Annotated in this window: 10 protein-coding genes; 6 read left to right on the plus strand and 4 right to left on the minus strand. The window is 41.3% G+C overall.

Annotation, left to right across the window (positions count from 1 at the left end; genetic code table 11):
- Position 1: 1 nt before the first annotated feature.
- The 6 genes from JMN32_RS10030 to JMN32_RS10055 all read left to right on the plus strand — a co-directional run bounded on the left by JMN32_RS10030 (position 2) and on the right by JMN32_RS10055 (position 9,539).
- A complete protein-coding gene (locus JMN32_RS10030; protein ID WP_202856184.1) occupies positions 2-1,528 on the plus strand; it encodes a sodium/pantothenate symporter in 1,527 nt (508 codons plus the stop codon).
- Positions 1,521-3,017 (plus strand): acyl-CoA synthetase, encoded by a 1,497-nt coding sequence (locus JMN32_RS10035; RefSeq protein ID WP_202856185.1) that lies wholly within the window; start codon positions 1,521-1,523, stop codon positions 3,015-3,017. Before JMN32_RS10030 ends, JMN32_RS10035 begins: the two co-directional genes overlap by 8 nt.
- Positions 3,014-3,961: an alpha/beta fold hydrolase gene (locus JMN32_RS10040; RefSeq protein WP_238354413.1), complete on the plus strand. Its 948-nt coding sequence runs from the start codon at positions 3,014-3,016 to the stop codon at positions 3,959-3,961. The genes JMN32_RS10035 and JMN32_RS10040 overlap by 4 nt, the downstream gene beginning before the upstream one ends.
- Positions 3,962-3,964: 3 nt before the next feature.
- Positions 3,965-5,401: a hypothetical protein gene (locus JMN32_RS10045; protein WP_202856186.1), complete on the plus strand. Its 1,437-nt coding sequence runs from the start codon at positions 3,965-3,967 to the stop codon at positions 5,399-5,401.
- 214 nt (positions 5,402-5,615) lie between these two features.
- On the plus strand, positions 5,616-6,557 hold the full coding sequence (locus JMN32_RS10050; RefSeq protein WP_202856187.1) for a hypothetical protein: 942 nt from the start codon (positions 5,616-5,618) through the stop codon (positions 6,555-6,557).
- 522 nt (positions 6,558-7,079) lie between these two features.
- Entirely contained in the window at positions 7,080-9,539 is a 2,460-nt protein-coding gene (locus JMN32_RS10055) for a TonB-dependent receptor (RefSeq protein WP_202856188.1), read from the plus strand.
- Between the two features lie 466 nt (positions 9,540-10,005).
- Here JMN32_RS10055 and JMN32_RS10060 read toward each other — a convergent pair whose 3' ends face one another.
- From JMN32_RS10060 to JMN32_RS10075, 4 genes are all read right to left on the minus strand, one after another.
- Complete coding sequence (locus JMN32_RS10060; RefSeq protein WP_202856189.1) at positions 10,006-10,557, minus strand: hypothetical protein; 552 nt, start codon at positions 10,555-10,557, stop codon at positions 10,006-10,008.
- Positions 10,558-10,612: 55 nt separating this feature from the next.
- On the minus strand, positions 10,613-11,029 hold the full coding sequence (locus tag JMN32_RS10065; protein WP_202856190.1) for a hypothetical protein: 417 nt from the start codon (positions 11,027-11,029) through the stop codon (positions 10,613-10,615).
- Between the two features lie 104 nt (positions 11,030-11,133).
- A complete protein-coding gene (locus tag JMN32_RS10070) occupies positions 11,134-11,427 on the minus strand; it encodes a hypothetical protein (protein ID WP_202856191.1) in 294 nt (97 codons plus the stop codon).
- A 190-nt stretch (positions 11,428-11,617) separates the two neighbouring features.
- Complete coding sequence (locus JMN32_RS10075; RefSeq protein ID WP_202856192.1) at positions 11,618-12,049, minus strand: hypothetical protein; 432 nt, start codon at positions 12,047-12,049, stop codon at positions 11,618-11,620.
- Positions 12,050-12,062 lie beyond the last annotated feature (13 nt).

Consider the following 12,062-nt stretch of genomic DNA (forward strand, 5'->3'; position numbering starts at 1 on the left):
TATGGGTTTAGCATCAGATAGTCACGTATTAAGCACCTGGGTTCTGGTCATTGTCTACATGACGGTGATCTTAACCCTTGTTATTCGCGGAGCGCTGAAAACAAAAAATATCAGTGACTATGCAGTGGGCAGTTTGGGCTTTTCACCTTATGCCGTAGGCATGGCCCTTGCTGCCTCCATGACCAGCGCTGCTACTTTTATTATCAATCCCGGGTTTATTGCCCTATATGGCATCAGTGGGTTTATATCTTTTGGTATAGTAATGCCCCTGGCCATATTTGGTTCGCTAATCATACTCACCAAAGGCTTTAAAAAATATGGTAGCAGCGTTAAGGCACTTACTATGGCCCAATGGATGGGAAAAATGTATGAAAGCAGATCGTACAGAATATTCTTTGCTATACTATCCCTGTTACTGATCACTTTCATTGTACTCATCTGTGTTGGTCTTACCCAAGTGCTTTCCAAGTCTCTCAACCTGGACCCTGCCTTAGTGCTTATGGCCGTAGTAATATTTGTATTTGGGTATATGATGTTTGGCGGAGCCAACTCCATGGTTTACACTAATGCCATTCAAGCCGGTATCATGCTGCTAGTAGCCTTTATTCTGCTGGGCTCAGGCGTGGAATTTTTTGAAGATGGTATCTCTGGTTTTTTGGCTAAACTTAATGAAATCGATAGTAACCTGACTAAAGCAACCAACCCTGAAAGCTTCCTTTTCAGAGACTATTTTGAGATCATATTTTGTCAGGTGGTTATAGGCATCGCCATTGTATGCCAACCTCACATCATTACCAAATCGCTACTACTCAAAGAGGATAAAGACGTGAACCAATACCTTATAGTAGGTATCATTGCATTAGTTATTTTCTTCTTTGTTGTATTCTCCGGACTATATGTACGCCTCTATTTCCCTGATCTTTCAGTCAATGGGCAGCCCATACCTATGGATGGCTTAATTTCAGCATATGTGGTAAGCAAATTCCCCGTATACCTGGGCATCATTGTAGTTTTGGGACTAATCTCGGCAGGTCTATCCACATTAGAAGGACTAATCCAGTCACTTAGTGCAACGATCACTACAGATCTTATTTTACCGATTTTCGGAAAGTCCACTGCCCTAAAATCGGACCATAATCAGATCACTGTCAATCGCATGGTTATCCTGTTGTTAGCTGTAGCCAGCTATGGACTATCATACAATCAATTGGTCAACCCTAATTTAAGTGTAGCCATATTTGCCCAGAATGGCGTATATGCCTATTTTTCAGCAGCTTTTGTACCTGTATTATTCGGTACATTCTTTAAAAATGTATCACTAAAAACGGTTTTCACATCATCTGCAGTTGCCATTCTTGTACATTTTGGAGTATACTACGGACAAATAACAAGCTATATGAAAGAGCCGGTCAACAACCCTGCGATAGCTGCTACCTTTGCTATTATATTTTCCCTGATCACAGGTGTGGTTTTACACCTTACCTTTAGTAAATCATTTAACCGACAGACCCTGGCACAAAATGCATAACCTTGATTGGATCAGTAAATGGGCAACTTACAGCCCTGACAAAGTTGCGTTGAAAGATTATGCCACAAAGCAAGAGCTGACTTACCGTCAGCTTAATGACAATGCACTAAAACTTGCAGACATCTTAAAAAGTGAATACGGCTTAGAAAAAGGTGACCGGCTGATGGTTATCGCCGAACATTCCTCTCTCTATGTCACACTTTTTTCTGTAGCTCAAAAAACCGGAATCATCCTTGTCCCGGTCAATTACCGCCTTTCTGCAAAAGAAATTGACTACCTTATTGGCAATTGCACGCCTAAACTGGTGCTTTATGAAAGTAACTTTCAAGCTTTGGTAATGCAGGCCTCTGCCAACAGCCAAACCAGTATTCTGAATACTCAAAAACTGATAGGTGAAATGAAGGGTCGCAATTTCAAAACAGACTTCCCTAATTCTGAATTAGATTTTGACGACCCTCTTTTCATTCTTTACACCTCAGGAACGACCGGCTTCCCAAAAGGCGCTTTGTATACCCACCGCATGTTATTTTGGAATAGCATGAACACGGCGCTTAGTCTGGACGTGGTATCCAGCGACTTCACCATTAATTGCATGCCGGCTTTCCATACCGGTGGATGGAATGTACTGATTACGCCACTGTTACATAAAGGAGCTACCATAGGTATGATGAACAAGTTTGATGCTGATCAGGTACTGAGCCTTTTGGAAAGTGAACAGGCTACCATCTACTGGGGAGTGCCTACCACCCTTAAAATGATGCTGGAGTCACCTTTATTCGAAAATGCTGACCTTTCAAGTATCAGGTATTTCCTCTCGGGTGGAGAAGCGCTTCCCCTTGAATCGATACATCAATGGCACAAAAAGGGCATTAAAATACGACAGGGTTATGGGTTGACCGAGGTCGGCCCTAATATTACCTCACTCCACCACAATGACGCTGAACGGAAGATCGGCTCTATTGGCAGGCCCAACTTTTATGTGGAATCCAAACTTGTCAATGAAAGTGGGGAGGAAGTAAAACCTGGAGAAATTGGCGAATTTTGTCTTGGAGGTAATCTGGTTACAGCCGGTTACTGGAATAATCCAGAAGCCACTAGCGACGCCATAGTAGACGGATGGTTCCGCACTGGTGACCTGATGAAGCAGGATGAGGAAGGCTACTTGTACGTAGTAGACAGGCGTAAAAGTATGTTTATTTCCGGTGGTGAAAATGTTTACCCTGCTGAAGTGGAACGGGTACTATTATCACACCCGGCCATTAATGAGGCCGCGGTCATAGGTGTGAAAGATGAAAAATGGGGGGAAGTAGGCAAGGCCTTCATCGTTATCAAAAAGGAAGAAGCCCCGTTAGAAATGGAATTAAGAGGTTTCTGTCTGGAGCACCTGGCTAAATATAAAGTGCCCAAATATTTTGAGTTCATCTCAGACCTGCCCAAAAACGATACAGGAAAAATAAACAAGAAGGCCCTTAAAAGCGCAGTATCATGACAAAAGTTATCCATATTCTAAACTTACTTATGCTTATGGCTATTGGCTTATATGCTCAGACCGAGCCTCCTCAAAAGATCAGTGAACTGATCACTCCCTATAAATACAAAACCCATTACCTCGAAATTGATAGCCTGAAGATCGCATACATAGATGAAGGGGCCGGTGATGAAACCATTCTGTTTATCCACGGGCTAGCTACATATCTTCCTTCGTGGGATAAACTGATCGAACAGCTAAAAACCCAATACAGGTGTATAGCTGTAGACCTGCCAGGGTACGGACGTTCTTCCAAAGGAGATTATCCCTCAACCATGTCATTTTATACTTCTGTGCTACAAAAGTTCAGCACCAGCCTTAAGTTGGACAGTCCTGTACTGTGTGGGCACTCCATGGGCGGCCAGGTAGCCATAACCTATGCTTTGAAGCACCCCGAATTTGGCAGCAAGCTTATTCTAATTGCACCAGCAGGTATCGAAACCTTTGATGAACAGAACCAACAATGGTTTGGCAACTTCTTCACTGCCCAGGCAGTAGCATCGGCCAGGGAGCAACAAGTCAGGTACAACTATGACCTCAACTTTTATCAAACACCAGCAGACGTAGAATTTATGATCAACGACAGGCTGAGAATGGCTGAAGCTGCTGACTTCATGGTTTATTGCAATGCTGTAGCCGGTGGCGTACAAGGCATGTTAAATGAGCCTGTATTTGACCAACTGGGCAAAATCAGTCAGCAAACACTCATCGTATATGGAGAGAATGACAACCTCATCCCTAACCAGATACTCCATAAAAACCTGACCACAAAAGAGATCGCTGATACAGCTGCTGAAAATATACCTGGCAGCCAATTGGTTATGATCCCGGAGTGTGGACACATGGTGCCCTTTGAAAAGCCAATAAATTTGAGTAATATCATCGATCAATTTCTGGAGGAATGAGTTGTGAAACCGAAACTGAAAAAGTTTACTGAATTTGCCAAAAACGTATTGCCGCATGAAGCTTCGTATTTGCTGAAAATTCAGAATTTCGAAGACCCTGAAAAACTGTCTATCTTAAAACTGATTGCTGAAAACAGTAGTGACAGTTCCAAGTCCCATCCATTCGATCCTTCAATTGATAAAAGAAAATACTCACACATTAAGAAATGGATCGAAACCCGGCTTGAAGCAATCGATGTAGATATTGATTTTGAATGGATCAATGAAATAAATCGAAAGGTAGTAACGGATGCCATTACTCCAAAAGAAGAAAGGGAACTGCTAAGAAAGATCAGCAACTACGAACATCCGGTTTACAATTTCATGAAGTTTTATGAACTGGCACTTAATTTCAGACACTTTTTACTCATCCGGCTGAGTTATGATAACCATAAAGTGGTCAATGAATTTGTGAAAAAATATAAAGAGGTTTACGAAGAAGCCAGAGACATTAATGAAAGGCTACACCAGGCGACTGAAGACATTATTGACCACTATGCCTCTAACCGTACGGAATCCAATAGCTGGGAAGACTGGCTCAAATCTATATTCTACAATAAAGAACTGGATGGCAACAGTCGCTTTCTGGCTGTAATACGCCTTACTTTCATGTATTTTAACTACAGAGAGTTTGACAAGCTGAAAGGGGTGTACGACGACCTTGATGAAATGCTTAAAGAAGGCAAGTTTTATACCCGCAGAATTCTCTTTAACTACTACGCCAACAGGCTCATGCTCCACTCTAAGTTTGATGTGTCGCAGCAGGCAGAAGAGTACGGTTACCTATCCATCCGCCAAAAAAATAGCGACCATCTACAGTATTTAAACAACTTCAGCGCTATACTCTTGCGACAGGGCAAGATTGATGAAGCCCTTAACCTCATGAGAGAGTCAATGACTGAGATGAGAAGCTCTAATAACTTCCATAGCAAGATTGGCTTTGTAGCATTTTACATGAAATGCCTTAACCTCAACGGGCAGCCAGAAGATAGTGAGTCTTTTGCAGAAAGCTTTTTGCGCATGAACAAAGACCATGTACTCAACAAGAGGTGGTATATTTTCTTTACCGCCTACCTTCGCTCACTCATGCTACAGCAAAAATATGAAAAGGTAATAACCGTATGCAAACGCTACCAACTATTGCAAAGAGATGAGGCTGATAAGCGTAAGTTGACTTATCTGCCCACGGTAAAATGGTACTACGATGTATCACGTTATATGGAAGGCCGAATGAGTGATGAGTCTCTGATTGAATCGATAAACTCTACGGTAGACTCATTTTCTAACAACCAGCATAAGTCTGCTCTTGTCAGAGATCTTTTTAAAGACTTAAAAAGTCATATTCCGCACCTCATTGACAAAATAAAATCACATTTTTTTTTCGAGACAACATCAAACTGATTGTCATCTTGTTAAAGCTATTCTCATACAGATTACCGGTTTTGTTCACCCACCATTAATTGGGAATTATAAATTATTTTGGTTATAATATACCTAAATAAATACGTTCAGTCCCTGCTCAAACATACTTTACATCCACAATTACGCAAACCAAAATCTAAAACATATGTGACTAACTCTTTTTAGACCACTTTAAACCTTAACCCAACAAAAAATGAAAAATCAACTTAAAAACCTTTTGATACTGGTAACACTTTTCTCATTTATGATGAGTTGCCAGGACGAAGAAACCATGGTATCACCAGATCTTGCTGATGCCGATAGTCAAAGCCTCTTTCAGGATGGACAAGACGACTTCATGATTCCGGCAAAAGTTCAGGAGCAGATTGATCAAACTTTCGAATTCTGGGCCAAAAACTTCGCTGACGCAGACCTGCAGCCTGTCGGTATTGAAAAACCAAAGAAGATAACAGACGAATCGAAGAGGCAGGCCATTATGGACAACATCCTGGCACCCGGCTCTCATTATGCTACTTATGATGGCGAGAGTCTGTCGTCAATGAAAGTATTTCAGGTAAAGGAAATGAGTAACTCTGGACGCTTTACCCAAGCTACCCGTCAAACCATGGACAGCAGGCTACAGGTAGGCCAGGGCTATGCGCTTTTCAAATGGAAGTACAAGGGCACTGAGTTTTCAACTATTTATGTGTATGATGAAAATGGTTTTGTATACGAACCTATGGCTGCTTCTATTGCCATAAAAAAAGACAACATTGACCCCAATGCACGTACCAACTGGATCCAGAACTTTGATCTTCTCTGGGTTTGGGGTGGCAAAAGAGGAGAAGTGAAAATAACACACAGTTCTACCTGCAGCGGCAGCTTGCTAAATGACCATAGCGGATGGTCTACAGCTTACATGTCGCTAGGCAGCGCACAGGCCGAAATCCTCCCTAATGGAGCCAACACGTACAAAGGTTCTGCCTCATGGGGCTATGCCTGGGCCACCAGCCCTATTACAGTGTCAGTTACTACAGATTGGGGTGCTTCCGGCACATATCAAGGCATCAATTGGAACGGCAAAGTCAATGCTTCGATAAGCGGCACCTTAGGCTCCAGCGGAAAAGCTACAGGCTTTGATGTTATCGGTTGCTAAAAAACCGGCAATACCAGATTGATATAGTCATGATCAATTTAGAATAAAAAGAGTTAACCCAATCTGGTAAGCGGCCAGGTTTAATCCTCATCGTCTCCCTGCTCCGATTTATGTCGGAACCAGAATTTAAAGACGGGCAGGGTTAAATTTGGCCGCTTTTATTTTTTCAAATCAATGTAGGCAGCTCTCCCTCAACTCGTACCAGCCCCCCAGGCTTTATCTTGTCCGGTGGTTTATGCCTTTGCCGGGTTTACAATAAAGCTTTATCAAATCCCCAAAAGGCTTGACCCAATGCCGGGCGTTACAACTAGTATTCCATAGATAATTCAAATATTGAACCGCATAAATAAAGAAAGTCGAAGGCACTTTTTAATACCATAACATATTGATAATAAAATAATTAAAAATATTTACCTATCAATACTGCTTTTAAGTCAACCCCTGGTATCTTTTATGTAAAATGCCAGGGGTATTGGTATTTGACTAGGTTTAATCCCTAAGTCATTAAAAAAACCTACAACTATGAAGAAATTAGTGATCATTGCGTTCATAACCTTACAGGCGGTAATCCCGGCTCTGGCGCAACAAGGCGGTATCACAGGAAAAATAACAGATGTCTCTGGCGACCCTTTGATTGGTGCAAGCATTATTATTGAAAATACTACAACAGGTACTACTACCAATGTAGATGGAACATTTAGCATCAGCAACCTTGCTCCACAAACCTACACCCTCCAAATCTCATATATTGGCTATGAGAATTACCAACTACAGGTAGAAGTTGGCAATAGCATTACGAATATTGGTGAAATTGTTTTAAGTCAGTCACTCCTCATGCTTAGCAACCAAATAGTGATCTCTGGTACCCGAAGAGCGGAGAAAGTTACAGAATCTCCGGCCACGATTGAGCTTATCTCTTCGAAGCAGATAGAAGAACTACCCTCCTTTAACCCCGGAGAGCTACTGGCAAGAGTAAAGGGTGTTGATTTTGTTCGGTCAGGAGTAGTGGGAACAGGTGTAAACATTCGCGGATTTAACAGCAACTTCAATGCTAAAAACCTGCAACTCAATGACGGCCGTTATGCCACACTTATAGCTACCGGACTTCCTTTCGGACCGCTGACAACACAGATCAAAGAAGATATAGAGCGTGTAGAAGTCATACTCGGGCCCAATGCAGCACTTTACGGACCTAATGCACACAACGGACTGGTCCATACCATCACCAAAGACCCCAGAACATCAGAAGGTACAACCATTGCTCTGGGAGCGGGAAATCAAAGTATGTTTACTTCAAGGGTCAGGCACGCCCAGGTGATCAACGATAAGCTTGCTTTCAAAATAACCGGTGAGTACACCCAAGGAGAGGAATTTGACTTTGTAGATTCGGTCTATATCGACAGGTTAGATGCTAACGGAAACCCGGGCCCTGATGGCATTAAAGAGGGCTATGAGGAGTTGGAACTTGACAATGACTTCAACTTTTTGAGAGGTGAAGCTGCCCTGTATTATAGCGTAAAAGAAGACGCTGACCTCATATTTAGCTATAGCGGAAGTAATAGCACTTACCTGGCCCCTACTAATGTAGGTAGAAATCAGATCATCGACTGGAAAGTTAATCAGTATCACATTCGGTACACTTCTCCACGATGGTTTGCTCAGGCCTATATGAGCACCAGTAAAACTCAGGACACTTACTCTATAGACGATCGCACCAAAGCATATTATGCAGGCCTGGATGCAGGCCTTTCAGATGCCGAAGCCAGAGGAGAACAGTCCTATGCCACAGGTGCCAGATTCATAGATGATTCTCAGCGTTACAATGCCGAGCTACAGTACAACAATACTTTTGGTGAATTTGAAATTGTAGTGGGTAGCCAGTGGCAACGCGACCTGGCCAACAGTGAAGGCACTTATCTGCTGGATCAAAATGAAGATGACTACATCCAGGTAGATCAAATCGGCGTTTACGGACAGGTAGAGAAAAAATTTGGAGGAAGATTAAAAACTGTAGTTGCTTTCCGAGGTGACAACCATGAAATATATGGGTTTAATTTTATACCCAAAGCGGGTATAGTAAGAACGGGCGAGCTGGGTTCATGGCGACTGACTTATGGTCAGGGTATAGCCGCTCCTACCATCCTCAACATGTACGGAGACCTTTTCAGCGGGCTGATCCTGGGTAATGCAGAAGGTTTTACTCTTGCAGATGGCACCACCATAGAGAAGCAAACAGTGGAAAAAGTGCAGACTTTTGAACTGGGCTACAAGGGCCAGCTTACTCCTAAAAAGCTGTTTATTGATGCCAATGTTTACTACAACATTTCTGAAGACTTCCTCAGCCCTGTTACCGTGGTTGGAGTGACTACCGAAAGAGGTGGCGTTCCTATCAGCCAGGTACAAAGTGGCTATGGTGTATACGGGGGCTTGGTGGCCACTTATGTGAATTTCGGAAAAGTAAATACTTACGGTGCTGATCTTGGCCTGACCTATGCTATAACCGACGAATTAAGCGCTACACTCAATTATTCTTATTTCGATTACAGTGTTGATAAAGATGATTTGGCTGCAAACGATTTCAATAAAGATGGTAAAGTAAACAAACTGGATGTTTTGGTAAATACCCCAAATAATAAAGCCAGCCTGGGTTTCAACTATAGCTCAGAAAAGTGGTTTGGCACCCTGTTTACCCGTTGGGTGCAGGAGTATGACTACTTCTCCAGCTTCCAGATTGCCGCAGAAACGCAAGACCTTGTTTACCGCGGTGTGCCTATTAAAGAGAATGCCCGCAGTGCAGATACCTGGAATTATGGCCCGTTGGGTGGTTTCGTTAATGTAGACCTGGGACTAGGCTACAGGATCAATAAAGTATTTACAGTATCAGGCCAGGTAACTAACCTCTTCGATGCCGAGTTTAGAGAGTTCACAGCTTCTCCGTTCATTGGCAGATTATATTCCCTTGAAGTAAAAGCCAGCTTCTAACCAAAAATAAACTCATAATTTGTTGTTGCACTCTGAGTGACATTGGAGTTAAGAGCCCGGGTAATGCCCGGGTTTTTTAGCTCTCTCTAATTATAAAAATGCCCTTCCTAATAACTGGAAGTATTAAATCATATAAACAGTTGATAAATGAGGTTTTCGGGTCGGCCTTGAGCAAAATGCGTTCCGCTGACGGTAGAAGCCGTCAGCGGAGGCCGTAAGAAATTCAAAGAGAGGAACGGTTAAAAAATCAATACTGTTTGACCGTAGGGAGTTTATTGATTTTCAGTGGAACTCTTTGAATTTTAGCATTTTGCTCACAGCCCTTGCTCATCCATAGCAGCTACGCGAAGGCGATGCTTGAATTTTTTGCTTACTTTTTGTTTCAAGACAAAAAGTATGAAACTTACCTATGAAAAGTTAGCTATGGCAATTATTTAGAATACCCTAATTAATTTGAAAACAAGAGTCAGTAACTCACACTTTCAACATTCGGGGGTAAATGGTCAATATTATTTTTTTGCCGGTAAATTCTAAAGCCTATGGAAGGTAGCGTAAAAAGCTCAGTGGTTTGATAATAATAATAAGGTCCGGTTAAACATATTTCGGGACAAAGCACAATCCCTTTTATGGGTACCTCGTGTCCAAACCGATAGGCCGGTAGGAAAATGGATCGATCTATGGTGTCTGTATAAAAGACATCTTCTTCTACCGCCCTTTGAAAGGCCAGGCCAGAAGCCACATACAACCTTTTCTTTTTGCCAAAGTTCCACTGCAAAAGCACAGCAGCCGACAATACTTCAAAGGAATCATCCCCTTTATCGTTATTAAAATAATGGATATAAGGGCTGATTGAGAGATGGTGTTTTAAATGGAATTCTGATCCTAATTGTACGGAAAGACCCGTATAGTACATTTGAGCATCACCTGTAAAATAAAAGCCGAGGTAGTTGTTCCATTTTGACTGAGCACCAAGCGAGCCGGAAAAAATGATCAGTAAAAAGAAGAAGACTGACTTCATTGTAAAGTATTCAGAGAGCTTAAAACTATTTAAGGTTAAATTTTATCTACCGGGGTTATCCTCTTATTTCTTCTGCGTTTTCATAATCGGCTTCGGTGAAGGTGAATCTGCTTACCGTGTTAGTATCATCTATCATTTTCAAATCATAATTGTTCTCATACAGAATGTTTCGTTCTGAATATGATCCCACGTAGATCAAAACTCTTTCAGCATCAAATTCTACAAGAATAGAATCCCCTTCAAAAAAATATTCTGGCGGTAAGAATCCACCCCCTGGCTCCGAAGTCTCAAATTTTTCAAATTCCCACACATCCCCTTTATTTAAGAGTTGAATAGTTTTTTGGAGCGTTTGACTCTCCCTGTCAAATGACTTTAAAGTCAACTCATGATCAGAGTCGTTTACGATCATGTATCTCGAGTATGTTTTCTTGCCCCAATCACAACAACAGCCATATAGCAGTATTACTGCCATTAGCGAAATAGTTATTTTTTTCATCATTAAATATTTTAATACCGTTATTAAATAATTCATCTAGCGAGGCTACCCAAGCCGTCTGATAATGAAAAGCGAAATGGCTACTCCAGATCCAATCTATACTCAATAAATGTGTTATTGGCATTATCCTTTTCTTCACTAACTTTTATGAAGTTCTCTTCGCAAAGAGCATTAGAAAGCATTTCGCAGTTATCGCTTTGGTCAAAATGATTCAAAATGCTTGACCCGGAAAATATCTTCAGTGAATCAAAAGCAAAAGGTTCAACTGATAGCAAACCACTTTGAGAAACTCTTGAAATTTGATAAAGGATTTCAGTCGTGTTACTGTCCATAATCACCTCTGACTGTTGTCCTAAGTTTCGAAAGAAGACCATTCTTACACTCTCATTTAGAGTATTCTTAATTGAATATGCTCGAGAAGTATACGGATCGCAATCATTACAATAAGTATTACAGGAACCTAGTAGGATTAGAAATGCACAAAACATTAATTCAATTTTTTTCATAACTATCAGAAGTATAAGCCCTCTACGCATCACTTTGCAGAGGACTTATCGCTTAAATTTAACCTCCTATTTCCTCTGCATTTTCGTAATCAGCCTCTTTGAAGGTGAATCGATATAGTTCGTTGGTGATTACTTCGTAAGCATCATTTAATAAAATATTTCTACTTGAAGGTTGAATATTTATCCTGTTTTCTAAGCTTATGTTTGTGTATGTAATAATCTTACTACTGTCGAAGATCACAATTACTGAATCTGCACCTAATGCTCCTTTAGCAGCAATGCCTTTACCAGTATCATTATCTGAATACCCTTCAAAAATTACCCCTTTCCCTATTATATGTCGTGTTTGCTGAAATATTCCATAGCTATAGAAATCCATTTTGATTTCATGGAGAGTGCCGTTTTCGAGACTGTAAGTTCTATTTACACGATCCTCAGTCTCACAGTTTTGTAGAAAACACAAAACCATACAAATACCTATTATTTTCATTGTTCTCATTTTA

The organism is Fulvivirga marina, assembly GCF_016775155.1.
Classification (GTDB): Bacteria; Bacteroidota; Bacteroidia; order Cytophagales; family Cyclobacteriaceae; genus Fulvivirga; species Fulvivirga marina.